Source organism: Alitiscatomonas sp. (genome assembly GCF_037242085.1).
GTDB lineage: Bacteria > Bacillota > Clostridia > Lachnospirales > Lachnospiraceae > Alitiscatomonas > Alitiscatomonas aceti.
The window spans coordinates 1-24,651 of sequence record NZ_JAXXBR010000050.1; the positions used below are offsets into that span (position 1 = coordinate 1).

The 24,651-nt window shown below is 53.6% G+C and carries 19 protein-coding genes and 1 pseudogene; 17 read left to right on the top strand and 3 right to left on the bottom strand.

What is annotated here, in order from left to right; genetic code table 11:
* The 12 genes and pseudogenes from WIH05_RS03425 to WIH05_RS03480 form a co-directional block, all read left to right on the top strand.
* Positions 1 to 486, top strand: a pseudogene (locus WIH05_RS03425) (hypothetical protein); the annotation flags it as partial.
* A gap of 175 nt (positions 487 to 661) precedes the next feature.
* The gene (locus WIH05_RS03430) at positions 662 to 2,044 is read left to right on the top strand and encodes a glycoside-pentoside-hexuronide (GPH):cation symporter (RefSeq protein WP_337424973.1); all 1,383 of its coding nucleotides are present in this window, start codon (positions 662 to 664) and stop codon (positions 2,042 to 2,044) included.
* A 116-nt stretch (positions 2,045 to 2,160) separates the two neighbouring features.
* Positions 2,161 to 2,748: a biotin transporter BioY gene (locus WIH05_RS03435; protein WP_022273483.1), complete on the top strand. Its 588-nt coding sequence runs from the start codon at positions 2,161 to 2,163 to the stop codon at positions 2,746 to 2,748.
* Between the two features lie 172 nt (positions 2,749 to 2,920).
* Complete coding sequence (locus WIH05_RS03440) at positions 2,921 to 4,240, top strand: amidohydrolase (RefSeq protein ID WP_022273484.1); 1,320 nt, start codon at positions 2,921 to 2,923, stop codon at positions 4,238 to 4,240.
* A gap of 6 nt (positions 4,241 to 4,246) precedes the next feature.
* Complete coding sequence (locus tag WIH05_RS03445) at positions 4,247 to 5,446, top strand: BMP family ABC transporter substrate-binding protein (protein WP_262427809.1); 1,200 nt, start codon at positions 4,247 to 4,249, stop codon at positions 5,444 to 5,446.
* Between the two features lie 99 nt (positions 5,447 to 5,545).
* On the top strand, positions 5,546 to 7,102 hold the full coding sequence (locus tag WIH05_RS03450) for an ABC transporter ATP-binding protein (RefSeq protein ID WP_022273486.1): 1,557 nt from the start codon (positions 5,546 to 5,548) through the stop codon (positions 7,100 to 7,102).
* A complete protein-coding gene (locus WIH05_RS03455) occupies positions 7,095 to 8,141 on the top strand; it encodes an ABC transporter permease (RefSeq protein ID WP_022273487.1) in 1,047 nt (348 codons plus the stop codon). The genes WIH05_RS03450 and WIH05_RS03455 overlap by 8 nt, the downstream gene beginning before the upstream one ends.
* A gap of 2 nt (positions 8,142 to 8,143) precedes the next feature.
* Positions 8,144 to 9,091, top strand: a complete 948-nt coding sequence (locus WIH05_RS03460) for an ABC transporter permease (protein ID WP_022273488.1) — start codon at positions 8,144 to 8,146, stop codon at positions 9,089 to 9,091.
* A 22-nt stretch (positions 9,092 to 9,113) separates the two neighbouring features.
* A complete protein-coding gene (gene add / locus WIH05_RS03465; protein ID WP_022273489.1) occupies positions 9,114 to 10,073 on the top strand; it encodes an adenosine deaminase in 960 nt (319 codons plus the stop codon).
* Positions 10,074 to 10,252: 179 nt separating this feature from the next.
* The gene (locus tag WIH05_RS03470) at positions 10,253 to 11,011 is read left to right on the top strand and encodes an exodeoxyribonuclease III (protein ID WP_022273490.1); all 759 of its coding nucleotides are present in this window, start codon (positions 10,253 to 10,255) and stop codon (positions 11,009 to 11,011) included.
* A 19-nt stretch (positions 11,012 to 11,030) separates the two neighbouring features.
* A complete protein-coding gene (locus tag WIH05_RS03475; RefSeq protein ID WP_337424974.1) occupies positions 11,031 to 12,848 on the top strand; it encodes an ABC-F family ATP-binding cassette domain-containing protein in 1,818 nt (605 codons plus the stop codon).
* 34 nt (positions 12,849 to 12,882) lie between these two features.
* On the top strand, positions 12,883 to 14,859 hold the full coding sequence (locus WIH05_RS03480) for an alpha-amylase family glycosyl hydrolase (protein ID WP_337424975.1): 1,977 nt from the start codon (positions 12,883 to 12,885) through the stop codon (positions 14,857 to 14,859).
* 141 nt (positions 14,860 to 15,000) lie between these two features.
* On the opposite strand, the gene WIH05_RS03485 is transcribed toward WIH05_RS03480, so the two are convergent.
* Positions 15,001 to 15,480, bottom strand: coding sequence for an S-ribosylhomocysteine lyase (locus WIH05_RS03485; protein ID WP_022273493.1), 480 nt, complete (start codon positions 15,478 to 15,480; stop codon positions 15,001 to 15,003).
* A 231-nt stretch (positions 15,481 to 15,711) separates the two neighbouring features.
* On the opposite strand from WIH05_RS03485, the gene trpS reads away from it, so the two are divergent.
* From trpS to larC, 5 genes are all read left to right on the top strand, one after another.
* Positions 15,712 to 16,716: a tryptophan--tRNA ligase gene (trpS, locus tag WIH05_RS03490; protein ID WP_022273494.1), complete on the top strand. Its 1,005-nt coding sequence runs from the start codon at positions 15,712 to 15,714 to the stop codon at positions 16,714 to 16,716.
* A gap of 21 nt (positions 16,717 to 16,737) precedes the next feature.
* Positions 16,738 to 17,631, top strand: coding sequence for a fumarylacetoacetate hydrolase family protein (locus WIH05_RS03495; RefSeq protein ID WP_022273495.1), 894 nt, complete (start codon positions 16,738 to 16,740; stop codon positions 17,629 to 17,631).
* Positions 17,632 to 17,759: 128 nt separating this feature from the next.
* Complete coding sequence (locus tag WIH05_RS03500) at positions 17,760 to 18,050, top strand: hypothetical protein (RefSeq protein WP_337424976.1); 291 nt, start codon at positions 17,760 to 17,762, stop codon at positions 18,048 to 18,050.
* A 19-nt stretch (positions 18,051 to 18,069) separates the two neighbouring features.
* Positions 18,070 to 18,861, top strand: a complete 792-nt coding sequence (gene larB, locus WIH05_RS03505) for a nickel pincer cofactor biosynthesis protein LarB (protein WP_215653042.1) — start codon at positions 18,070 to 18,072, stop codon at positions 18,859 to 18,861.
* Positions 18,862 to 18,874: 13 nt separating this feature from the next.
* Positions 18,875 to 20,197: a nickel pincer cofactor biosynthesis protein LarC gene (larC, locus tag WIH05_RS03510; RefSeq protein WP_337424977.1), complete on the top strand. Its 1,323-nt coding sequence runs from the start codon at positions 18,875 to 18,877 to the stop codon at positions 20,195 to 20,197.
* Positions 20,198 to 20,270: 73 nt separating this feature from the next.
* Here the strand turns inward: larC and WIH05_RS03515 are convergent, their stop codons facing one another.
* Complete coding sequence (locus tag WIH05_RS03515; protein WP_022273499.1) at positions 20,271 to 22,280, bottom strand: GH25 family lysozyme; 2,010 nt, start codon at positions 22,278 to 22,280, stop codon at positions 20,271 to 20,273.
* A 145-nt stretch (positions 22,281 to 22,425) separates the two neighbouring features.
* Positions 22,426 to 24,270 (bottom strand): sugar phosphate nucleotidyltransferase, encoded by a 1,845-nt coding sequence (locus tag WIH05_RS03520; protein WP_022273500.1) that lies wholly within the window; start codon positions 24,268 to 24,270, stop codon positions 22,426 to 22,428.
* Positions 24,271 to 24,651: the final 381 nt, after the last annotated feature.

Below are 24,651 nucleotides of genomic sequence, written 5' to 3' on the forward strand. Positions count from 1 at the left end.
ATGCAGAGGCTGACCCAGGGGTTTGGCCAGTGCATCCTGGGAAAATATATCCTGGGCCGTCTGGGCCAGAAGGTGGATATCGGATATGGGATCGGAAATGATATCATGGCGGCCAGAAGCCATGCGGCGGAGGCTCTGGAGGAAGCGAGGAAAACTGGGAAAAGCTGGCTTATAGATGAATCGGGGACCGATATGGTGCCCCTGTCACAGGAGGAGGCTCCGGCAGGGGCGGGAGAGGTTTATCAGAAGCTGGCTGGCAGGACCGGACTGTCAGCGATGACGCTCCAGCGTATTTCGGCAGCTATGGATCTTCTTGGAAGAAAAGAGCTGACGACACAGGAACTGGCGGGGGCGCTCCAGGTGACAGTGGCCAACGCCAATCGGTTTATGAACCAGCTCCAGGCCGCGGGAGCTGCCGTGGTGGTAGGGGAAAAGAAGGCCCCGGTCCGGGGACGTCCCACAAGAATATATGAAATATTATTTTAGATAAGGAAAAAGCGCTGCCGGATGCCAGCGCTTTTGCAGTATGTTTATATATTATGAACAAAAAATAAATATTAAAATATATAATAATTAATATTGAATTAATTTATTAAATATGATACTCTGGACAAAAGATATACAAAACAATGGTCAGAAAAAAGATCCAGGTAGGAAGGCTATGCAATCAGAAAAAACAGGCGCGGAAGGCACAGCACTGAAAATGTGGGAAATTACCGGTTATGGGCTGGGCGGCTTTGCCAGCACGCTTCCCAACCAGTTCAAGACGCAGTTTGGAATGAGCTTTATGACTGATGTGGCGGGGGTCCCCATTGGGATCGTGGGTATTTTATCCATGGCCATGTCGGTCTGGGACGCTGTTAATGATCCGGTCATCGGGCATATCGCGGATAATACCCGGACAAAGCGGTGGGGGCGATATCGGCCCCATATGCTTATGGGGGCTGTGGGTCTGGCCGCGACCCTGGTGCTCCAGTTTGTGGCGCCTCCGTTTTCTGGAAACGGGAGGATCGTCTATTATGGTGTTGTTATGGCCCTGTTTTCTGTATTCTTTACCCAGTTTACAGTGCCGTGGCAGGCGTTAAACAGCGTCATGTCCGGCAATCCCCATCAGAGGAACCAGCTCCTGGTGGCCCGCCAGCTGGTGGGGGCTGTGGCAACGTCCATGGTGGGACTTCTTGCCGCTCCCCTGGTCACCAGTTTCCGGGATCCATCTGCAGGCTGGATCGCCGCTGCCGGGATCATTGCAGCCATGGTACTGCTGTCTGCCGGCTGCTCCATTGCCGCCGCCGGGGCCAGGGACCGGTGTGGTGCTGAAAAGGAAGATGGAGAAAGAGAAAGCCTTCTGAAAAACCTAAAAAAGATGGCACGGAACCGGGCGGTAGTCTTTGCGGGTCTCATGCTGGGAGCTGTAAATTTTGCCATCTCCATTAATGCGGGCATCAGCATGTATTATCTCCGTTGTGTGGTTGGAAATGTAAAGATCCTGGCGGTCACCTCGGGAATCCAGATCCTGGTCAGCCTTCTTCTGGTGCCTTTTTTACCGCGGCTTCTGAAAAAGTTCGGAAAGCTCTCCATTTTGAGGGCAGCGGTGCTGCTCCAGGCGTTGGGAGCGCTGGTGCTTCTGGTGCTCAGGGAGAATGCGTCGATTCCCCAGGTGGTCTTTATCAGCCTGCTGACGACTACGGGACTGACCTTTGCGAACATCTGCTGCTTTGCCCTGTTGCCGGACTGCACAGATTATACCCGGCTCCATTTTGGTTCTGCCCAGGCGGGACTGATCAACGCCACCAGCACCTTTATGCGAAAACTCTGCGGCTCTTTTTCAACTCTGCTCATTGGGGGCCTGATGGGATTTGTGGGCTATGATGTGGCCAGGCCGGTGGCTCAGTCCTGGATCCGGATGATCCTTGGGATCAAGATCTCTGTTCCGCTGCTGATCCTGGCGGCAGTTATGATTTTTTCCTTCCTGTATCCCATTACAGCTGAATATGAAAAGGAAATGCGCCAGGAGCTGAAAAAAAGAACCCGAGGGTTGGAATAAGAATGTAAACTTTAAAAATAAAAATGTTGACAATCGGAGAAAGTTCGTGTAATGTTATCCTAGAAAGAGAAAAAGGTTTACAATTAAAACCTGTAACAGAAAGGATAACGTATTATATGGAAAAGACGGAAGACTTCGGAAAAATGGGGCTGACCACAGCCCAGATGACGGTGGCAGCCCTTATGACAGCCGTTATGTGCATTTTAGGTCCCATGGCCCTGCCGCTGCCAGTGAGTCCGGTACCCATCAGTCTGACTAACCTGGTACTGTATTTTATGATCTATATCCTGGGAACGAAGCTGTCTCTTATAAGTCTGGGGATATATCTGCTTCTGGGCGCTGTGGGCCTTCCTGTGTTCTCCGGCTTTGCAGGAGGCCTTGGGAAGCTGGCAGGCCCCACAGGCGGTTATCTTCTGGGCTTTGTGTTCATGACGATGATCTCTGGCTTTGCTGTGGAGCGGTTTCCTGGGAGGCCTGTGATCTGCGGAGCTGGCATGATCCTGGGGACTGCCGTATGCTATCTGTTTGGGACCGTCTGGCTGGCGGGGCAGATGTCCCTGTCCTTTCCTGCGGCTCTGGGGATAGGGGTGATCCCTTATCTTCCTGGGGATGCGGTAAAGATCATCCTGGCTGTGGTCCTCGGACCGGGGATCCGAAGGGCTGTAAGCCGCCCTGTAATGGGCTGGCGGAAGACACATTTTTAGGACATGCCCTTCTGGGGGTTGCTGCGGATGAACCGTGGATCCTGGAGTATCCAGGATCGCTGGCTGTCTGCAGCAGCCCTTTTATGTTTTTCTTTCCTTGACACAGCCCCTATTTTCGATTATTATAACGCTGTTACCCTTTTAACGATTGAGCATACGAGGAGGGAGTACCATGAAAAAAATACATGAAGCGCTTACAGAGATCCTTCCGCGGATCATAGAGCTGAGCGAAGATATCTACTGCCACCCGGAGCTGGGATTTAAAGAATTCCGCAGCCGGGAGAAGGTGACAGAGGCCTTAAGCCAGGCAGGGATCCCTTATAAAGATGTGGCCTATACAGGACTTACGGCCACGTTGGATTCTGGAAGACCAGGCCCCGGGATCGGGCTCATCGCGGAGTTTGACGCGGTTCCTACCCTGGGCCATCCTTATGCCAATAAGGACGATTACGCGGCCCACACCTGCGGCCACTATGCCCAGACCGGCGTGATGCTGAGCCTGTTTTTAGCCATTAAGGAGTCTGGCATGCTGGAGGACCTTTGCGGAAAGGTCACTCTGCTCTTTACGCCGGGCGAAGAGTTCTGCGACATGGATTACAGAAGATCCCTGATCGCCGACGGAAAGCTGAAATATCCGTCCGGAAAGCAGGAAATGATCTATGAGGGCGTTTTTGACGATATCGATATCATGCTGTCCTGCCACGCCATGGGGCTGGATATGGAAAAATATCACGCAGAGATCGGAGCCAGCTTAAACGGCTTTATCCAGAAGCGGGCCATCTTTAAAGGAAAGGCAGCCCACGCGGGAGCCAACCCCGAGGGCGGCGTCAACGCTTTAAACGCCGCAAACCTGGCTATGACAGCCATCAACTTCCAGAGAGAGACCTTCCGGGCTGAGGACGCCATCCGCGTTCATTTCGTGATGCAGGAGGGCGGACAGACCGTTAATACGATCCCGTCCCGGACCCAGATGGAGATGTATGTGCGGGCAAAGACCGTAGACGCCATCTTTGAGACCGAGGAAAAGGTAAACCGTTCCTTAAAGGCCGGGGCCATGGCCATCGGCTGCGACCTGGAGATCCAGGATACGCCGGGATATTTCCCGCTCCATCAGGACGAAAATCTGACGGAGCTTTTGAAGAAGCATATCCGCAATTATATGGATGATTCCATGATCGCCCAGGGCACCCACGGATTCGCTTCCGGCGATATGGGCGATATCTCCATGATGTGGCCCACGGTGGAGATCGGAACCGCAGGCTTCTCCGGGACCATCCACGGAAAGGACTTTAAGACCGCAGATCCGGTCCAGGCTTTTGAGATCCCGGCCCGGTATTTTGCCGACGCCATTGAGGAGCTGCTGTCTGACGGAGGCGCAGCCGCCTGGAAGATCAAGGAGGCCTTCCGCCCCATAATGAGCAAAACAGACTATCTGGAAAAACTGGATAGTTTGAATAAATCAACCAATTTCATTTACAGCAAAGGAGAATGACGTATTATGAAAAAGAAATTTTTATGCGGCGCTGCCGTAATGGCTATGACCGCCAGCATGCTGTTCGGATGCGCAGGAGACAGCGCTGAGGAGACCACCGCAGCCGGAAAGGAAACTTCCGCAGAGGCAGGAGCTGAAAAGGAGACAGAGGCAAAAGAGGATGCAGAAAAGAAAGAGACAGAGGCTGCTTCTGGCGAGAAGGTTAAGGTGACCCTTCTTGTGACTGGTTCCTTCGGCGATAAGGCCTTCAACGATTCCGCCCAGGCCGGAATGAAGAAGATCGAGAGCGAAATGGGAGATCAGGTCGAGGTCGAGATGATCGAGATGGGAAGCGATAAGACAAAATTCGAGGGCTCCATGCTGGACGCTGCCGAGTCTGACGCCGACATCATCATCACCGGTCTCTGGGATATGAAGGAGATCACCGAGCAGGTGGCCCAGGAGTTCCCGGAGAAGAAGTTCATCATCTTTGATACAGACGTGGACTACACTCTTGGAGATCTGAGCAACGTATACTCCATGAGCTACAAGCAGAACGAGGGCGCATTCTTAGCCGGCGTTCTGGCAGCCAGCGTGACCTCTTCCGATATGGAGTTCGCCAATGAGGACGCCGTGATCGGCTTCGTAGGCGCAAAGGATACGGCAGCCGTTATCAACGACTCTGCTGTGGGCTACATCGAGGGCGCCCAGTTCGTAAATCCGGACATCAAGGTTCTGGTTTCCTACGTTGGTTCCTATGTGGACTCTGCAACTGCAAAAGAGCTGGCGCTGACCCAGTACTCCTCTGGCGCTGACTGCGTATTCGTAGCAGCAGGCCCGGCTTCCGTAGGTGTTATCGAGGCTGGCGCTGAGAGCCAGAAGTATGTGATCGGCGTGGACTCTGACCAGGCTCTGGCATATGAAGGAAAAGATGAAGCCAACTACATCATCTCCTCTGCCATCAAGGGCGTAGGCGACAGCCTTTTCAGTTCCATCGAGAGAGCCCAGGCCGGAGAGCTTCCTTACGGCGAGCATGAGACCCTTGGACTTGCAGAAGGCGCTGTGGGCCTTGCTGACAACGAGATCTACAACACCGTAGTACCGGAGGACGTAAGGACTGCTGTGGACGGTGCAAAGGAGAAGCTCCTGGCTGGCGAGGTGACTGTGGACACCGCATACGGCATGGACGAAGAGACATTAAAGGGAATCATTAACGGCGCCCAGTAATCTTTTGGGAAGACAGGCGTTTTGGAAGGCGTTGAAAGGGAGATCTCCATTTCAGCGCCTTTTGCGCAAAAGCTCGGAACCGTTACGGAGGAAAATCATATGGAGCAGGGGAATATCCTGGAAGCCCGGAATATCACAAAGGTATACCCGGGAGGAGTTGTGGCCAACCACAACGTCAATCTTAGTGTAAAAAAAGGCGAGATCCATGCGCTGGTGGGGGAAAACGGCGCGGGGAAATCTACGCTGATGAAAATGTTATTCGGCATGCTGGCGCCCACCGAGGGACAGATCTTTGTGGATGGAAAGGAAGTCCACTTCACCTCCTCCGGCGATGCCATTGCCGCCGGCCTGGGAATGGTGCACCAGCACTTCATGCAGGTCCCGTCTATGACTGTGGCAGAGAATCTGATCCTGGGAGCTGAGACCGGATCACCCTTTAAGGTGGACCGGAAGAAAGCGGTGGAGATCACAAGAGAGCTGTCAGAGCGGTATAACCTGAAGGTGGAAGCAGAGGAAAAGGTAGAGGATATTTCCCTGGCCATGCGCCAGAAGCTGGAGATCCTGAAGGCCCTTTACAGAGGAGCCCATATCCTGATCCTGGACGAGCCCACGGCGGTCCTTACGCCCCAGGAGACAGAGGAGCTGTTCGAGCAGCTGCTGCTCTTAAAAGAAAGCGGACATACCATTATTTTTATTTCTCATAAACTGAACGAGGTAAAGGCTCTCTGCAACCGCATGACCATCCTGCGGGACGGAAAGACCATGGGCACCTATGAGATCTCCGATCTGGATGAGCATGAGATCTCCCGGCTGATGGTGGGCCGTGAGGTGAGTCTGGATATCGAAAAAGCGGAGGCGGATTTTGGAAAGACCGTTTTCTCTGTAAAGGATCTGGTGTATGCCGACCAGTTCGGAAAGACACGCCTGGACCATGTTTCCTTTTCTATTAAAGAGGGGCAGATCCTGGGGATCGCAGGCATCGACGGAAACGGCCAGTCGGAGCTGGTGGAGGCCATTGTGGGCACCTTAAAGCTCCAGGGCGGCCAGGTACGATTAAATGGAGAGGACCTGACGGGGGCTTCCGTGCTGAAACGCCAGGAGGCCGGCATTTCCCATGTGTCCGAAGACCGGATGCGGTACGGCTCCGCTCCGAAGCTGAGCCTGGAGGACAACGCCATCTCCAAGGTGTACTATACCGGCCAGTTAAAATCCAGGGGACTCATCGACAGCAAAAAGGTAAACGGCTTCGCAAACCGGATCCTAAAGGAGTTCCTGGTAAAATACGATAACTCGAAGCAGTCCGTGTCCGAGCTTTCCGGCGGAAACGTCCAGAAGCTGATCGTGGGACGGGAGTTTGACTATGATCCAGATCTTCTTATCATGAACCAGCCCACCCGGGGCATTGACGTGGGTGCCATCGAGTTCATCCGGAAGAAGATCGTGGACATGCGGGCCAGAAAAAAGGCTATTTTACTTGTATCCGCCGACCTGAGCGAGATCCTCTCCTTAAGCGATACGATCCTGGTGATGCATGAGGGCCGGATCGTGGGCCATATCAGTGATGTAAAGAATACGTCGGAAAATGACCTGGGACTTTACATGCTGGGAGTAAAGGAAGATTCAAAAGAGCAGATCGGAGGTGCGTACTGTGAGTAAGAAATTTACAGCTGTAAGACTCCTTTGTGCCTTTGGCATTGCCTTCGTTCTGACGGTGGCCATCATCTTCGGAGTCAGTGAGGAGCCGGTGACGGCTATCTATAACCTGTTCCTGGGGCCGCTGCAGTCCAAGCGTCATTTCTTTGACGTTTTTGCCAGCAGCGTACCGCTGATCTTTACGGGTCTGGCTCTGGGACTGGTGTTTAAATCCGGAAACTTTTCCATGATCGCAGACGCCTGCCTTTACACAGGCGCTGTGGTGACCGCAGCCCTGGCCATTAAGACGGCTCTTCCTGCGGGACTTCATCCGGCAGTGATCATGCTTCTGGCCGCTGTGGTGGGCGGCATTATTGGAAGCATCCCGGCTCTCTTAAAGGTGTATTTCCACACCAACGAGCTGGTGACCTCCCTGATGTTCAACTATGTGTTCTTCTATCTGGGGATCTATACGGTCACCAAATTCCTGGCAGACCGGGCGGCCGGAACCTTTGCGTCCTTAAAGTACCAGCCCACAGCCTCCCTGGGAAGCCTCATCAGCGGAACGAAATTCCACGCCGGATATCTGATCGCCATTGCTGTGGTGATCCTGTTATACCTTTTGGTATACAAGACAAAATTCGGATATGAGATCCGTATTTCCGGAAGCAATCCGGAATTTGCCAAATATTCCGGAATCAATACGAGCCGGGTCATCATCCTGACCCAGGTGATCGCCGGTGCCGTTGCCGGTCTTGGCGGCTCTGTGGAGCAGATGGCCATGTACCAGAGGTTTAACTGGCAGGATTCTCCGTCCTACGCCTGGGACGGCGTGATCATCGCCATCCTTTCCGGAAATAACCCGAAGAATGTGCCCCTGGCGGCGTTCTTCCTGGCCTATATCCGTGTGGGAGCAGACCTCATGTCCAGGCGGTCTGACGTTCAGAACGAGCTGGTATCCATTATCCAGGCAGTTCTGATCCTGTTTGTAACGGCAGAGCGGTTCATGGCTGGCTGGAAGCAGCGCCAGGAAGCGAAGAAAGCACTGGGAGGGGAGGCATAAATATGATCTTACAGGATATCATCAATACACTGAGTCTTCCGGAGTTTTATTTTGCCGTTTTCAGAAGCGCCACTCCGGTGCTCCTTACGACTCTGGGGGCAATGATCGCCTCCCGGTCCGGAACCAACAACATTGCCCTGGAGGGTACCATGCTGATCTCCGCCTTTGTGGGCGTTGTGGTCAGCGCCTTTACCCAGAGCGCATGGATCGGCTTTTTCGGAGCCGTGCTGGCAGGTTTTCTCATCAGCAACATACTGGCGTATTTTATTTTAAAGCTGAATTCCAATTCTGTTATCTCCGGTATCGCCTTAAATACCTTTGCATCCGGAGGAACGATCTTTGCCCTGTATCTTCTGACAGGGGAAAAGGGGGCTTCCACGTCTCTGGCGTCCTTAAAGCTCCCCAGCATCGACATCCCGGTGATCCAGGACATCCCGGTCATCGGAGCCATCCTTTCCGGCCATCATGTGCTGACGTATGCGGCTCTGATCCTGGTGGCTGTGATCTGGTACATGTTTAAATACACAGAGCTGGGCATGCACATCCGGGCTGTGGGCGAGTCTCCGGATGCCGCCGAGTCTGTGGGCATCCACGTAAAGCGGGTCAAGTATACTGCCTTAAGCCTCAGCGGGATCCTGACCGGCATGGCCGGAGCCTTCCTTTCCATGGGCTATGTGGGCCTGTTCTCTGCCGGAATGACCGCAGGCCGCGGCTATATCGCCCTGGCCACCCAGGCCATTGCCGCCGGAAACGCCGTGATCGGCATGCTGGCCTCCCTGCTCTTTGGCTTCTGCCAGAGCCTGGCCAACTACTTACAGTCTTCTGGTATTCCGCTGCAGTTCATCCAGATGATGCCGTATCTGATCATCATCATCGCATACACCGTTTACTGCGCCATGGTGGAGCGCAATAAGAAAAAGAAGCAGATGAAGGCAGCGGCTGGAAAATAGGAACGAAAGGAGAAACTACCCAATGAGCGAAAAGAAACTGATCGAGCTCCATCTGCATCTGGACGGCTCTCTGCGTCCGGAGACCGTATGGGAGTTATCGAAGGAGCAGGGGATCGCCATTCCGGCTTCCTCTCCCGAGGACGTAAAGTTTAAAATGGAGGTCCCCGAGGACTGCAAGACCCTGGAGGAGTACCTGGAGCGGTTCGCGCTGCCTCTGATGGTGCTTCAGAGAGCCGACGCCATCGAGCGTGTGACCTTTGAGCTGGTGGAGGATCTGGCAAAAGAGGGCGTGACCTACGCAGAGATCCGCTTTGCCCCGCAGCTTTCCGTAAGCGGCGGCCTCACCCAGGACCAGGTGGTGGAGGCGGCCATCCGCGGCGCAGAGCGGGGAATGAAGGAATATCCTCGGATCCGTGTGGGGCTGATCCTCTGCTGTATGAGAGGGGATACGAACCAGGAGCTCAACATGCAGACTGTGGAGACGGCGAAAAAATACCTGGGCAGCGTGGTCTGCGCCGTGGATATCGCCGGGGCTGAGGGCCTGTTCCCCACAGAAATGTTTGCGCCGGTATTTGCAAAGGTGCGAGAATACGGTCTTCCCATGACCATCCATGCGGGTGAGGCAGCGGGACCGGACAGCATGCGTACCGCCCTTTCCTATGGCACAAAGCGCATCGGCCACGGTGTGGCGGCCATTGAGGATCCGGAGCTTGTGAAGTGTCTGGTGGAGGAGGGCATTACCCTGGAGGTCAGCGTTACCAGCAACTACCATACAAAGGTGGTGGACCGTCTGGAGGACCACCCCATCCGCCGTCTTTTTGATGCAGGCGTGCGGGTGACTGTCAACTCCGACAACATGACCTGCTCCAGGACCAATGTAAATAAGGAGCTGGATCTGATGCGGACCGTGTTCGGGTTCACAGAGGAAGAGATCGAAAAAATGGAAGAATACGCCTGGGAAGCCAGATTCTTAAAGGATTAACGCTCCCATACAAAAAGCCGGGAAACGCCGTTCAGACGGGCCCCGGCTTTTGTCATAGGAAATTTTCTTTTAAATTGTCATGAAAGATGATATACTGGAGCTGTGAAAACTGAGTCAGGCAGATGTGCTTAAAAAGCATCTGCAAATTTTATCATACGGATCATACGAGGAGAAACTTCATGAGAAAAATGATTTCCTGGAATGTCAACGGCCTCCGGGCATGCGTGGGCAAGGGATTTTTAGAATATGTAAAGGAATCGGATGCGGACATTTTCTGTATCCAGGAAAGCAAGCTCCAGGAGGGACAGATCGAGCTGGACCTTCCAGGCTACCGCCAGTATTGGAATTATGCAGAGAAAAAGGGATACTCCGGCACGGCCATGTTCACAAAGGAGGAGCCGGTCTCCGTTTCCTACGGCCTGGGGATCCCGGAGCACGATAAGGAGGGGCGCGTCATCACCGCAGAATTTGACGATTACTATGTGGTCACCTGCTACACGCCCAACTCCCAGGACGGCTTAAAGCGTCTGGATTACCGGATGGAGTGGGAGGACGCGTTCCTTTCTTATCTGAAAAAGCTGGAGGAGAAAAAGCCGGTGGTCTTCTGCGGGGACTTAAACGTCGCCCATAAGGAGATCGACCTGAAGAATCCGAAGACCAACCGGAAAAATGCGGGGTTTACGGATGAGGAAAGAGAAAAATTCACAAGACTTCTGGATGCGGGCTTTATTGATACCTGGAGATACTTTAACCCGGATCTGGAGGGCGTTTACTCCTGGTGGTCCTACCGGTTTTCTGCCCGCCAGAAGAACGCCGGGTGGCGCATCGACTATTTCTGCGTATCGGACAGCCTGAAGGACCGGCTGGTGAGCGCGGCCATCCACACGGACGTTCTGGGAAGCGACCACTGTCCGGTGGAAGTGGTGATCGGGGACTAAAGGAAAGGGTATACGAATCATGAATCTTGTAACGGCAGAGCATCTGACCAAATCATATACAGAACGGCTGATCCTCAATGACACGGATTTTTCCATCAACGAAGGGGATAAGATCGGCCTGATCGGCGTCAACGGCACCGGAAAATCCACGCTTTTAAAGCTGGCGGCAGGCCTGGAGGAGCCGGATACGGGGACCGTTGTCCGCGGGAGGAACCTGGATATCCGCTATCTTCCCCAGAATCCGGTGTTTGAGGAGGGAGAAACGGTCCTGGAAAGCGTCCTCAGGGAAAACCGGAGCCGGTATCATGACCAGATCTGGGACCTGGAAAGCCAGGCAAAGGCCATGTTGAACCGGCTGGGGATCCCGGAACATGACCAGCAGATCGGACAGTTATCCGGCGGCCAGAAAAAGCGTGCGGCCCTGGCGTCAGTCCTTTTATCGCCCACGGACCTGCTGATCCTGGACGAGCCCACCAACCACCTGGACAGCGCCATGGCAGACTGGCTGGAGGAGTATTTAAAGCGGTTTAAGGGCGCGCTGCTTATGATCACCCATGACCGGTATTTTCTGGACAGCGTCACCAACCGCATCGTGGAGCTGGATAACGGGAAGCTGTACAGCTACCAGGCCAATTATGAGGGATTCCTGGAGCTGAAGGCCGAGCGTATGGATATGGAACAGGCGTCGGAGCGGAAACGCCAGTCCATCCTCCGGGTGGAGCTGGAGTGGATGAAGCGGGGAGCCCGGGCCAGATCTACCAAGCAGAAGGGGCGGATCCAGAGGTATGAGGCGCTCCGGGATGCCAAAGGGCCGGAAAAGGAGCAGGCTGTGGAAATGGAATCCATTTCCAGCCGCCTGGGAAGGACGACCGTGGAGCTGTCGGGGATCTGCAAGGCCTACGGGGACAAGGTGCTCATAAAGGACTATACGTATTTTTTCCTGAAAAATGACAGGATCGGATATATCGGCCCCAACGGCAGCGGGAAGTCCACGCTGATGAAGATCATCGCCGGATGGGAAAAGCCGGATTCCGGTACGGTGGAGATCGGACAGACGGTGAAGATCGGATATTTTTCCCAGGAAAATGAGGACATGGATACCAGCCTTAAGGTCATCGACTATATCCGGAACGTGGCGGAGTACGTCCAGACAAAGGACGGGAGCATCAGCGCCTCCCAGATGCTGGAGCGGTTTTTATTCCCGCCGTCGGTGCAGTATACGGTGATCCAGAAGCTGTCCGGCGGTGAGCGGCGGCGGCTGTATCTGTTAAAGATCCTCATGAGCGCGCCCAATGTGCTGATCCTGGACGAGCCTACCAACGACCTGGACATTAAAACGCTGATGATCCTGGAGGATTACCTGGACAGCTTCCAGGGCATCGTCATCACCGTATCCCATGACCGGTATTTCCTGGACCGGGTGGTGCGGCGGATCTTTGCTTTTGAGGGAGACGGCGTTCTCCGCCAGTATGAAGGCGGGTTTACGGATTATGCAGCCCGTAAGGCTGCGGAGGCTGAAGCGGAAGAGGAGAGCCGGGCGGACGTGAAGCCTGCGGCTCCTCCAAAGGAAAAGGGGCAGAGGATCCGCGGGCCGCAGAAGCTGAAATTTACCTATAAAGAGCAGAAAGATTACGAGACCATCGAGGCAGATATGGCGGCTCTGGAGGAGAGGATCACAGGGATCGAAGAAGAGATCCAGGCATCGGCCCGGGATTTTGTAAAGCTGAACCAGCTTATGGAGGAAAAGGAAAAGGCAGAGAAAGAGCTGGAAGAAAAGATGGACCGGTGGATGTATCTGGAAGAGCTGGCGGCGAAGATCGCAGAGCAGCAGGGGTAGGCTTACAGACGTAGAATAGAACGGAGGACGGGATATGACGGGACGAAAGAACAGACATGAGCTCCTCTATCCATTGGGAGTAACGCCGACAGAAGAAGGGGCAGAGATCCTCGTACAGGCTGAGGGGAAAAAGGTAAGTCTCCTTTTATTCCGGAGAGGAGAAAAAAAGGCGGCGGAAGTCATCGATTTCCAGGAAAGGGACCGGGTCGGAGACGTCTGGTCCATGACCTTAAAGGGATATGATCTTGAAAATATGGAATACGGCTTCCAGTGCGACGGCCAGTGGATGCCGGATCCCTGTGCCAGGATGGTCACAGGCCGGGAAAAATGGGGGGACCTTTCCCGGGCCGGGAAGCCGGTGAGGGCCAGGCTTCTGACCGGGGAATTTGACTGGGAGGATGATGTGAGGCCGGAGATCCCATATTCTGACAGCATCATCTACCGGCTCCATGTGCGGGGATTCACAAAGCATAGATCCTCCGGTGTGAAAGACCGGGGAACCTTCGGTGGGATCCGGGAAAAGATCCCGTATTTAAAGGAGCTGGGCGTAACGGCAGTGGAGCTTCTTCCAGTGACGGAGTTTGATGAGGTCATGGTCACAGAGCCTGCGGCCGGGCTCCCGGGACAGAAGCCGGAGGCCACGGGGCGGATCAACTACTGGGGATACGGCCCATCGTTCCTTTATGCACTGAAGGCCTCCTATGGCTCCGGGGAGACCGAGCCGGAGAGAGAATTCAAGGAGCTTGTGAAGGCGCTCCACCGGGAAAATATGGAGTGTATCCTGGAGTTCTATTTCACAGGGAAGGAGTCTCCCGGCGATGTGCTCCACGTCCTCCGTTACTGGCTTCAGGAGTACCATGTGGACGGCTTCCGGCTGACGGGCTTTGCCCCCAGGGAGGCCATTGCCGGGGATCCGTTCTTACGGTGCACCAAGCTGTTTGCAGACAGCTGGGAGGAGGCCCTGGAAAGGAGGCCCAAAACAGGCTATCCCATGCCGGGAGACGGGAAGGTGACGCTGCGGGACAAGCACCTGGCGGAATACAACGGCCGGTTTGAGGAGGACATGCGGCGGCTTCTGAAGGGCGACGAGGGGATGTTAAACAGCCTGGCATTCCATTCCAGAAGGAATCCGGCAGAATACGGCGTCATCAATTATATGGCCAATACCAACGGCATGACCATGATGGACATGGTCTCCTATGACCGGAAGCACAACGAGGACAACCATGAGGACAACCGGGACGGCACGGATCACAATTATTCCTGGAACTGCGGCGAGGAGGGCCCCACTAGGAAAAAAAGGATCCGGGACCTGAGAAAGCAGCAGCTCTGCAATGGGTTTCTTCTGCTGTTTTTAAGCCAGGGAACGCCGCTTCTGCTGGCGGGCGACGAATTTGGGAATTCCCAGGAGGGAAATAATAACGCGTACTGCCAGGATAACCGGATCTCCTGGCTGGACTGGAGGCTTCTGGAGACCAACCGTGACATCTTTGAATTTGTGAAGGGGCTCATTGCCTTCCGGAAAAAACATGGTGTATTCCATATGGAGAGGGAGCCCCGGATCATGGATTACAGATCCTGCGGACGCCCGGATGTTTCCTACCACGGCGAATACGTATGGCGGCCGGAGTTTGAGAATTTCCGCCGCCAGTTGGGGATCCTTTACTGGGGGGAATATGGGACGAAGGAGGACGGAAGCCAGGACGATACCATGTATGTACTTTATAACATGCACTGGGAGCCCCATGTATTCGGTCTTCCCCACCTTCCCAAGGGCCAGACCTGGCATGTGCTTTACGATACGTCAAAGGGCCCGGAAAAGGGCGTGTACGGAGAGACTGCGGCGCCGGAGCTGAAGGACCAGTCCCAGATCGCCATGATGCCGCGGAGCATCGTGGTCTTATGCGGACAGCCAGGAAACGGAGTTCCGGAGGAGGAAAGCAGCAGGGAGCTGCCCGCGCCGGCGGCTGGACCTGAGGCAAAGGCATCTGCCGATCCGTCAGCGGTTTAGCCTGAAAAGGCCCGGCGGTTCCGGGGGAGGTCCACCCCCGGAGCCAATGGAGCTGCCGGAAAGAAAAAACGGCCGGGGCACTGAAAAGACGGCGTTGAACAGTTCTCAGCCTGTTTTTCAGCATCCCCGGCCGGATATGGCTTATTCGGGATAGATGAGGCGGTCCTCCTGGATATCCTCCAGCACCTCGTCGCAGAACTTCCGGGCCAGATACCTGGCCATGGGAAGGTTCATATCCAGGTAGTTGCCGCAGTCCCTGGCGGCTGCGCCGGGGATCTCCCCTTCAAAGTCCCGGATATAGGAAAACATTTCCTGAAGGAGAGGAACGATATCTGCGGATTCATAGTCTCCGGCCAGCAGAAGGTAAAAGCCGGTGCGGCAGCCCATGGGGCCGAAATAAAGGACCCGGTCCTTGTAAACCTTGTGGTTCCTCAGAAACGTGGCGCCCAGGTGTTCAATGGTGTGGATCTCCGCAGTATTCATGACCGGCTCATGGTTGGGGCGGGTCATACGGATGTCGAAGGTGGTGATCCGGGCGTCTCCTGCGGTATCCCGTCTGGATACATAGACGCCGGGCAGAAGTTTCAGGTGGTTGACAGTGAAGCTTGCGATCTTGTCCATAGATGGTTCCTTTCCTTTCTGTAAACAGTTCTGCTTCCATTATAACGGCAAAGCGGGAAGGATACAAGCCCTGATCCACTGCAATGAAGAGTGGACAATGGACGGAAAGTGTATTATAATATAAAAGAATTGTTTGAAAATACAGGGGGCTGCTGCGAATGGGCGGGTTTTTATCCTCCTCCTTTGCGGCGGCCCCTGGAGAATGAAAAGGAAATTTAAGGAGACGGAACAATGTTAGACGGAAAGAAAACTTTATTCAGCGGAATGCAGGCAACCGGTAACCTGACTCTCGGGAACTATCTGGGGGCTTTAAAGAACTGGGTGACGATTTCCGATGATTACCAGACCTTTTTCAGTGTCGTGGATATGCATTCTATTACTGTCCGTCAGGACCCGGCAGAGCTTAGAAAGCGCGCAAGAACACTTCTGACTCTTTATATTGCCGCCGGACTTGACCCGGAGAAGAACTGCATTTATTACCAGTCCCATGTATCGGGACATGCGGAGCTGGCCTGGATCTTAAACTGCTTTACCTATATGGGCGAGCTGAACCGGATGACCCAGTTTAAGGACAAGGCTGCCAAGCATGCCGACAATATCAACGCGGGCCTGTTCACGTACCCGGTGCTCATGGCCGCAGATATCCTGCTGTACCAGGCGGACGTGGTGCCGGTGGGTATCGACCAGATGCAGCACTTAGAGCTCACCAGGGACATTGCCATCCGCTTCAATAATATTTACGGAGATGTGTTCACGGTTCCGGAGGCCTATATCGGAAAGGCCGGAGCAAAGATCATGAGCTTACAGGATCCGGCGAAAAAGATGTCCAAGTCCGATGAAAACCCCAATGGCAGCATTTATCTCATGGACGATCCAGATACCATTATCCGCAAGTGCAAGAGAGCTGTGACGGATTCCGAGGGTATCATCCTGTACCGAGACGAGCAGCCGGGCGTTAAGAACCTGATCGACATCTACTGCGCATGTACCGGAAAGACACCGGCAGAGGTAGAGAGGGAATTCGATGGAAAGGGCTACGGTGATTTCAAAATGGCCGTGGGCGAGGCTGTGGTCGGCGTATTAAAGCCGCTCCAGGACCGGTTTGCAGATCTTAGCAAGAACAAAGAATATCTGGATAAGGTGATCAAGGAGAACGCGGAGAAGGCGTCCTATTTCTCCAATAAGACCCTTAGAAAGGTCCAGAAAAAAGTGGGCTTCCCGGAACGCATCCGCTAGGAAACCGGTGAGGAGGGCTTTATGAAGCTTTTGACCTATGCCATAAATAAAAAGGAGCTGACAGGGGTACTGAACAGGGAAGGGACCTTCGTGTATCCCCTTTCTGCGGCGGGAATGGAATACCGGACCATGAAGGAGGTCATACGGGAGATCGGACCGTCGGAACTGGAGCTCCTGGACCATATTTCCGGGCTTCCTCCCTATGAGGTATCCAATGCCGCGCCTCTGGAGGACATAAAGATCATGGCCCCGATCCCGGTGCCGGACCAGGATATCATCTGCCTGGGGATCAACTATCTGGCCCACGCGGAGGAATCCGCCAGGTTTAAAAAGGAAGCATTTTCCAAGCCGGATCAGGCGGTGTATTTTTCCAAGCGGGTCAACCGGGCCACGGATCCCGGCGATGGGATCCCATCCCACAAAGAGCTTACGAGCCATCTGGACTATGAGGCAGAGCTGGCGGTGATCTTGAAAAAGGATGCGAAGGACGTGGCTTTGGAGGATGTGGAGGATTATATTTTCGGTTATACCATTATGAACGACGTCAGCGCCAGGGAGGTGCAGACGGCCCACAGACAGTGGTATTTCGGGAAGAGCCTGGATGGATTTACGCCCCTGGGGCCCTGGATCGTCACCGCCGACAGCGTGGAATTTCCGCCGAAGCTCAGGATCCAGTCCCGTGTCAACGGAGAGCTGCGCCAGGATTCCAACACGGAACAGTTCATTCACGGGATCGCAGAAGTGGTCAGTGAGCTGAGCCGCGGCATGACCCTGAAGGCCGGTACCATCATCGCCACCGGAACGCCAGCAGGCGTGGGAATGGGCTTTGATCCGCCCAGATTCCTCAAACCGGGAGATGTGGTCGAGTGCATGATCGAGGGGATCGGAACATTGAAAAATCCGGTGGTGGAGTAGGGGGAAGAAAATTTCCATGCGCCCAGCGGCATGGCTGCCTTCGCGGATCTTCTGGACAGACAGGAGCTTTGGGATGCTGAAGGGACCGGGCCGCTCCGGAACAGAATCATATAGAAGCAGAGTTTGCCATGAAGGGAACGCACCCGCCGCAGGCGGGGCTTTCTTTTCATGGCTTTTTCAAAATAGTGGGACCGGCTGGTGAATTTAGGTTCGTACTGCCGGTTTCTGGGCTTTTGGAGCAGACTTCTGAGTCTGTGCCGCAGGTTTCTGGGCTTTTGGAGCAGATCTTTGCGCCTGCAACCGCAGGATTGGGCATAGAATGGCCTTTTTCTAGTGTATGCCCAAAAAAATCGGATTTTTTTGGGATTTTCTTTAGAAAATCAAGCCTTATGCCCAACCCCTGGAAATCCGATGGTTAGAATGGGGTAAAGGAGAAGAATGTATATGGAAGATATACGGACTATGCTGGACCGGGTGGCATCCGGGGAGCTTTCTGTGGACCAGGCGGTCCTGGAGCTGAAAAAAGAGCCATTTTCAGAGGCAGGCTTTGATGAGCTGGGGTTTGCCAAGCTAGATACCCACCGGCGGCTGCGCCAGGGGATCGCTGAGGTGATCTACGGAGCGGGAAAAACAGCGGAGCAGATCGCTGGGATCGTGGAGGCGATGAAAAAGCGCGGCCAGGAACTGGTCCTGATCACACGGATGGACCCGGAAAAGGCCCGTCATACGGAAGATCTCCTGAAACAGAAGTTTGAAGATGGAGCCGGCTTCCGGTATTTTGACGGTACCGGGATCGGCATATGCGGGGACTTTCCGGAAAAGGACGGAGTCGGCACGATCGTGGTCGCCACTGGAGGGACCAGCGATATCCCGGTGGCTGAGGAGGCAGCCCTGACAGCCGAGGCCCTGGGAAACCAGGTAGAACGGCTTTATGATGTGGGGGTTGCGGGCCTGCACCGCCTGGTGGCGCATATGGATACGATCATGAGCGCCCGGGTGATCATCGCCATCGCTGGAATGGAGGGAGCTCTGGCCAGCGTCATTGGCGGCCTGGCGGACTGCCCGGTCATTGCAGTTCCCACCAGCATTGGCTACGGCGCCTCATTTCACGGCGTCTCAGCCCTGCTTTCCATGCTGAATTCCTGTGCCAGCGGGGTCAGTGTGGTAAATATAGACAATGGATTCGGGGCCGGATATCTGGCCAGCATGATCAATCATATGAAGGGATAGAGGAGGAAACGAAATGAGAACGATTTACCTGGACTGCGGCATGGGGGCCGCGGGAGATATGCTCATGGCGGCGCTTTTAGAGCTGTGTCCGGAAAAGAAGGAAGAATTTCTTGGAAAAATGAATGGACTGGGTCTGCCTGGCGTGAAGGTGGAAGCGGAACCGGCCGTAAAATGCGGGATCACGGGAACACATATGAATGTGACTGTTTTCGGGGAGGAAGAGGAGAGCGAGGACGTTCATGATCATGGACACGCCCACACCCATTCCCATGAAGCCTGCGAATTCATTGCCACTGACGGGCTTCACAGCCATGCCAACAGCCACGATGGTCATGATCACCACCATGAGGACCAGGCCGCTCATAGCCACGATGGCCATGATCACTCCCACCATCACCATCATCACTCCACCATGGCAGGCATCGCCTCCATCATTGACGGTCTGGATATTCCAGACCCGGTGAAGGAAGACATGAAGGCAGTTTATGCCCTGATCGCCGAGGCCGAGTCCCATGCCCATGGAATGCCGGTGGACCAGATCCATTTCCATGAGGTAGGCACCATGGATGCGGTGGCAGATATTGCGGGCGTATGCCTCCTGTTCCATGAATTGGGAGCGGATCAGATCATCGCCTCTCCGGTCCATGTGGGAAGCGGCCATGTCCATTGTGCCCATGGGATCCTTCCAGTCCCGGCTCCGGCCACGGCCCATATTTTACAGGGGATCCCCGTATACAGCACTCAGGTACAGGGAGAGCTCTGCACGCCCACTGGTGCGGCCCTTTTAAAGCATTTTGTCAAAGAATTCCGGGAAATGCCGGTGATGACCACGTCAAAGATCGGATACGGAATGGGTAAAAAGGATTTTGAGCGGGCCAACTGCGTCCGGGCCTTTCTGGGGGATACCGCTGAGACTGGAGACGAGATCGCAGAGCTGTCCTGCAACCTGGACGACATGACTGCTGAGGCCGTTGGCTTTGCGGAGGAGGCGCTGTTCGAAGCCGGAGCCCTGGAGGTCTATACGGTCCCTGTGGGGATGAAAAAGAGCCGTCCCGGTGTCCTTCTGACTTGTATGTGCAGACGGGAGGACGAAGAAAAGATGGTGGAGCTGCTGTTCCGGCACACCACGACGCTGGGCGTCCGGGAGCATATCAGCCGGAGGTTCACCCTGAAGCGCCGGGAGGAAACTGTGGAAACGGCTTATGGACCCGTGCGGAAAAAGATCTCCCAGGGCCATGGCGTTGCCAGGGCCAAGCTGGAATATGAAGATCTGGCCGCCATTGCGAAAAAAACAGGCCGGCCTCTGGAGGAGATCCGGAAAGAGATAGAGAAATAGAGAAAAAAGGAAAAATAGAAAAATCCGCCGGAAGATGTGATCAGATACATCCTCCAGCGGATTTTTTTACCGCTTATTTCGGCCCGCCGGTCTGGAATTCCTTTAATCCATCCGAATCAGAAGAGCCGGAGCTTCCGGAGCCGCAGGACGGGGAATCACAGCTTGTTCCGCCAGGAACCGTGATGCTGGAGCTGCCCGACGATCCGCCGGGGCCGGAGGTACTTCCGGGATTCACGGTCGTGATCCCATTTCCGCCGGGAGCAGAATTCGTACCCGGAGCGCTGCTTCCGGGAGCCCCTGTACCCGTATTTCCGGCAGACATCCCTCCCGGAGAGGAGGTGCCGTTGGTCACCTGGTTTCCGGTAATTCCAGAATTTCCAGAATTTCCGGACGGCGGTGAATATACGCTGCCAGCTGAGCCTCCGTCAATGGCAGAGGCCTCATTGAGGCATACGCCTGAGTTGTCAAAGGTATAGTTGATATTATTGATCGCGTAGGAGCCATTGGAGATCATCTTTCCATCCGACGGATTCATGTAATAATACTTACCATTATCCTTGACCCATCCGGTGACCATATGGCCCGAGGGGTTGAAATAATACCAGGCTCCGTCGATCTGCTTCCATCCCACAGCCATTTTGCCGGATGTCTTATCCATATAATATTTGTGGGTGCCGTCACTCTGCCATCCGGTGACCATGCGTCCGTCCGTATGGAGATAATAGTACCGGCCGTCCAGCTGGAGCCATCCAGTCATCATCTGGCCATTCCCGTTAAAGTAGTACCAGTAATTGTCGATGACTGTCCAGCCCGAGGCCATATCACCGTCAGGATTGAAGAAATACGTCACATTGTCGATGGTCTGCCATCCAGTGACCATGGTACCGTCTGCCTTCATATAATAATATTTTCCGTCCAGGTTCAGCCATCCGCGTACCAGCCGCCCGTCGCTGGCAAAGTAATAAAACGCGCCGTCCATTTTCCGCCATCCGGTGACCATGGATCCGTCGCCCTTCAGATAATAGTAGTCGGTGCCGATCCGGAGCCATCCGGTGACCATGGCCCCGTCCAGAAGATAATACCATTTTCCATTATCCTGGAGCCATTCGCTGGCCATCCTTCCGTCTGTTTTCAGATAGTACCATTTCCCGTCGATGGTCTGCCATCCGGTCATCATCTGCCCGGTTTTAGGAAGCAGATAATAATAAGAATTATCCAGAAGCAGCCATCCCTTATACTGGGTGCCGTCAGAATTCATATAGTACCAGCTCTGTCCGTCGTTGATCCAGCCGGTCTGCTTTACATAATTCTTATAATAATACCATTTCCCGTCGATCAGCCGCCACCGGTCAGCAGGCAGCTTGGCTGACAGATCCTTAAAGACAAAGTTGATATCCACATTTCCGTTGACGCCGTTGATCTGCCCCTCGTTGGTGGCCTGCCACATGGCCGCGCCTGTATAGGCTGGCTTTGCGTTATACCGGGCCACCCATACGTCGTAAGGAACCTTGGTCATATCGATCTTCTGGGAGAGCCAGTAATCATTGGTGTAGACCATGGGATAGTATCCGGCGGCCTCTACCTTCTTACAGAATGCGTTGATCACATCCGCCAGCTGGGCAGGAGTCAGCGCGCTCATTTCTGTGGATTCCACATCGAGCACCACAGGATAAGAAATTGGATAGTCTTTGATCAGATTCAGTACAAAATCTGCCTCCGCCTCCGCTGCGGCCGTTGTGGTGGCGTAAGAATAAATATAAGCGCCTACCTTCAGTCCTGCATTAAAGGCGTTTACTGCGTTGACGCTGAAATATGGGTCCACCTCGTTGTTATATTTGGTTCCCAGCATAACGAACTGCACATCGTCCGCCGCCACGGCGTTCCAGTTGATGGACTGCTTCCAGTGGGAAACATCAATGCCCCTGGCCGTGATCCCTGTGAGCGCAGAGCCGTCCGCCGCCACATAGGAGCCGTTGGCATTCCGTTCCCAGGCCGCCGCAAAAGACGGGACGGCGGGATATACGGCTGCAAACGCCATGGTCAGGCTTAACAGAGCTGCAGCCAGCCGCTTCCTTTGTATCATAAAAATCCCCCTCATGGTAAAATAGTTCCGAAAAACTTATATGTTGATTATACCATATAATCCCAATGGAGTCTTGAATAATTTATTACAAAAGTGGGCCAAAATCCCGGAGTTCTGCCACATTTTCCGAAATTCCGGAACAAATTTAAAAATCAGACCCGATCAGGAGAAAGGCTGGATCGGTAACGATCTTTTTATAGTAATCCTTGGCATACCGGTACATGATGAGCGTGTATTCACCGAACTCTTCGCCGATACTGCTTTTATATACGGCCCACAGGCACCATAAAAATCCGCCCAGGGCAATATATGAATAATAAACGAACCGGTCCTCGGCAGAGATATTTCCGCTGCAATATATGGCAAGGAGCTTTTCAGCCTCTTCCTCATTATAATAAGAATAAATCGTAGCCATGCTGACATCGATCATGGGATCGCACATTCCGGCATACTCCCAGTCGATGAGCCGGATCCCGCCATCCGGCAGGAAAAGGAAGTTATCGCAGACGCTGTCAATGTGGCAGAGGGTCTTTTTGCGGTCCAGACGGTCCAGACGCTTTAAAAGCGTGTTCATGTGGCCGCGCACATGATCGTAATCCTCAAAAAGATTTTTTTCATATCCCTTACAGATGGACTCATAAAAGTCGATCCGCTCTCTCATATCGAAGGAATGGTCCACCTGGATACCGGAATTATGGAGGCGATGGACCAGCTCCATACAGCGGGCCACGTCCTGCCAGCTTCTGGGATCTCCATTTCGTGCGCCTTCATAAAATTCAGAGATCTTATAACCTGTGTCGCCGCTCATATAGATCACATGCTCAGAGATCCCCAGGGGCTTGATGGCGTCATAAACGGCTTTTTCCTGGGCCCGGTTGATAAGAAGATCGGTTCCAGGCCCCGGGATCCGGCAGATATACGACCGCTCCCTGGCTTTAAAAAGGAATGATTTATTGGTCATGCCTGTCTTCAGGCATTTCAGATCGGTCACCTCGGATTCCGGGATATGGAGGACTTCTGCCACCAGCTCCATGGCCGCATTGTTGGAATTGTTCCGGTACTTTTCATCGAATACCCGCAGCTCCTCCAGGTTCTCGAACTCATACACCTGGTTTTCCGGCTGACGGTTGATGTACATTTTGGGAGCCGGGTACTTTGCCATGGACGGAACGTGTTCTCCTGCCGTTCCATTCAGCAGGTCTGCCAGAACCTGTTCCCAGTACATCTGCTCGGTTCCGGGGGTCTCATAATATTTTTCCAGCACGGGGAAAAACTCCTCGGAAAATTCCCGGGAAAAGTAAACCGGTCCGTACATGACCCAGGAATCAGAGCCGCCTACGGCCACTCCGGTGAGCAGCCCCTTTTTGCTGGCCTCCAGGCACCATTCAGAGGTGGCGCCTTCCATATATACAGAAGAATACCATGCGCCGCACTCGTATGTATGGTACATGTTTTCGCGGATCCAGTTATCTGAGGATAAAAGATACGTGTTTTTTCCCTTGAAGCAGTCCCGGGCCCGGTAAACGGTGGTCAGTGTGTTCTTATTGTGGTATTCCGGGTTGTAAAGCAGCTTTACGCCGAATTTATCAATGAGGTACTCAAATTTCTCCTTCAGATACCCCACCACGATGGTGATATCCATGATCCCGGCCTCGTGGAGCTGGCTGATCTGACGCTCGATCATGCGTTCCCCGAACACCTCCAGAAGTCCTTTCGGCGTTTCAAAGGTCAATGGAACAAAACGGGAGCCAAAGCCCGCCGCCAGGATGACGGCGCTGTTGACCCGGTATTTCTGGAGCAGTTCCACACCCTTCTTTAATAAGGAATATTCTCCCGTCTGGGGATCCAGGGCGATCAGTCCATCGGCCAGGGCATCCCGGATCAGGTGGTTGCAGGTCCCCAGGGAAAGGTCCATGGCTGCCGCCAGTTCCCTCTGAGTGATCTTTTTCTTCTCATAAATATTTCTGCACAGCAGTCCAAAACGATCCATAATCGTATTCCTCCATAGAAATTGAACGAAATCAGATGAAAATTATATGTTCAAAAAAAACAATAAAATCAAAGATATGAACATTATACCATACCAATTTGAAATTGCAAGAGGGTAAAAATGAAGGATTGTACCAATATAAGTACAATATAACCATAAAAATGAAGTTTCGTAAAGAATCCGTAAGAAAATAAACAGATAAAAGTTATGGAAATTCTTAAGAAACTATACTATAATGTGGATGTATCGGAGGTACGGAATACTTCCCAGAGGAGTCAAAAGCTTACATCCTTTGCAAAACTTGCGAAAAATGTAAAAAAACTATTGATAATTTCTCTTATAAGAAGTATAATGTTCCTCGTAATGCAATTAGGAATTTCA

Excerpts from the sequence above, each read along its gene's own strand:
- WIH05_RS03515 (WP_022273499.1), bottom strand. The coding sequence starts at position 22,280 with ATGATACAAAGGAAGCGGCTGGCTGCAGCTCTGTTAAGCCTGACCATG.
- add (WP_022273489.1), top strand. The coding sequence starts at position 9,114 with ATGAGCGAAAAGAAACTGATCGAGCTCCATCTGCATCTGGACGGCTCT.
- WIH05_RS03485 (WP_022273493.1), bottom strand. The coding sequence starts at position 15,480 with ATGGACAAGATCGCAAGCTTCACTGTCAACCACCTGAAACTTCTGCCC.
- WIH05_RS03460 (WP_022273488.1), top strand. The coding sequence starts at position 8,144 with ATGATCTTACAGGATATCATCAATACACTGAGTCTTCCGGAGTTTTAT.
- WIH05_RS03475 (WP_337424974.1), top strand. The coding sequence starts at position 11,031 with ATGAATCTTGTAACGGCAGAGCATCTGACCAAATCATATACAGAACGG.
- WIH05_RS03445 (WP_262427809.1), top strand. The coding sequence starts at position 4,247 with ATGAAAAAGAAATTTTTATGCGGCGCTGCCGTAATGGCTATGACCGCC.
- larB (WP_215653042.1), top strand. The coding sequence starts at position 18,070 with ATGTATATGGAAGATATACGGACTATGCTGGACCGGGTGGCATCCGGG.
- WIH05_RS03435 (WP_022273483.1), top strand. The coding sequence starts at position 2,161 with ATGGAAAAGACGGAAGACTTCGGAAAAATGGGGCTGACCACAGCCCAG.
- WIH05_RS03470 (WP_022273490.1), top strand. The coding sequence starts at position 10,253 with ATGAGAAAAATGATTTCCTGGAATGTCAACGGCCTCCGGGCATGCGTG.
- WIH05_RS03520 (WP_022273500.1), bottom strand. The coding sequence starts at position 24,270 with ATGGATCGTTTTGGACTGCTGTGCAGAAATATTTATGAGAAGAAAAAG.
- WIH05_RS03480 (WP_337424975.1), top strand. The coding sequence starts at position 12,883 with ATGACGGGACGAAAGAACAGACATGAGCTCCTCTATCCATTGGGAGTA.
- WIH05_RS03430 (WP_337424973.1), top strand. The coding sequence starts at position 662 with ATGCAATCAGAAAAAACAGGCGCGGAAGGCACAGCACTGAAAATGTGG.
- WIH05_RS03440 (WP_022273484.1), top strand. The coding sequence starts at position 2,921 with ATGAAAAAAATACATGAAGCGCTTACAGAGATCCTTCCGCGGATCATA.
- WIH05_RS03500 (WP_337424976.1), top strand. The coding sequence starts at position 17,760 with ATGAAGGGAACGCACCCGCCGCAGGCGGGGCTTTCTTTTCATGGCTTT.
- WIH05_RS03495 (WP_022273495.1), top strand. The coding sequence starts at position 16,738 with ATGAAGCTTTTGACCTATGCCATAAATAAAAAGGAGCTGACAGGGGTA.
- larC (WP_337424977.1), top strand. The coding sequence starts at position 18,875 with ATGAGAACGATTTACCTGGACTGCGGCATGGGGGCCGCGGGAGATATG.
- trpS (WP_022273494.1), top strand. The coding sequence starts at position 15,712 with ATGTTAGACGGAAAGAAAACTTTATTCAGCGGAATGCAGGCAACCGGT.
- WIH05_RS03450 (WP_022273486.1), top strand. The coding sequence starts at position 5,546 with ATGGAGCAGGGGAATATCCTGGAAGCCCGGAATATCACAAAGGTATAC.